Raw genomic sequence first — 534 nt, forward strand, 5'->3', positions numbered from 1 at the left:
GCCAGGTGTACCGCAGCACCTTCGAGTCGGGCGGGTACGTACTCGTGGGCATAGTGCCGGGCTCGGAGACGCAGTATCTGGACACGGGCCTCTCACCGGACACGACCTACTACTACCGCCTCATGGCAACGGGAGGCGGACAAACGAGCGACTGGTCGAACACCGCCCATGCCACAACGCCCGCACAGCTCTTCCCACTCACTTACCACCGCAATTACGAGGCGAGCGACGCCGTTACGGCGAACGGCGGCGAGTTCGGGCCCTTCCAATCCGTAACGTTGAGCGACATTACCTCAGTTGGCACCTCGGGCGCCAACTGGACGCGCGTGGGCTACCAGTTCAGGGGTTGGAACACCGATGCCTCCGCCGGCTGGGGCTTCATGGACTACACCATGCCGTACGGTCCCTCGTCGCTGTACGCTATCTGGGCGGCCATGTACGCCATCGAGTACGACGGCAACGGAGCCGACGGCGGCACGGTGCCCGTCGACCCCCAGGCGTACGCCGAGGGAGATGCGGTGACGGTGGCCCCCG

The 534-nt window shown here is 65.5% G+C and carries 1 protein-coding gene; it reads left to right on the forward strand.

Annotation, left to right across the window (positions count from 1 at the left end; translation table 11 throughout):
- On the forward strand, nt 1–534 hold a 534-nt coding region (locus F8D48_RS11505), incomplete at both ends, for a fibronectin type III domain-containing protein (protein WP_151432178.1).

This window comes from Adlercreutzia muris, from assembly GCF_008831045.1.
Taxonomy (GTDB): Bacteria; Actinomycetota; Coriobacteriia; order Coriobacteriales; family Eggerthellaceae; genus Adlercreutzia; species Adlercreutzia muris.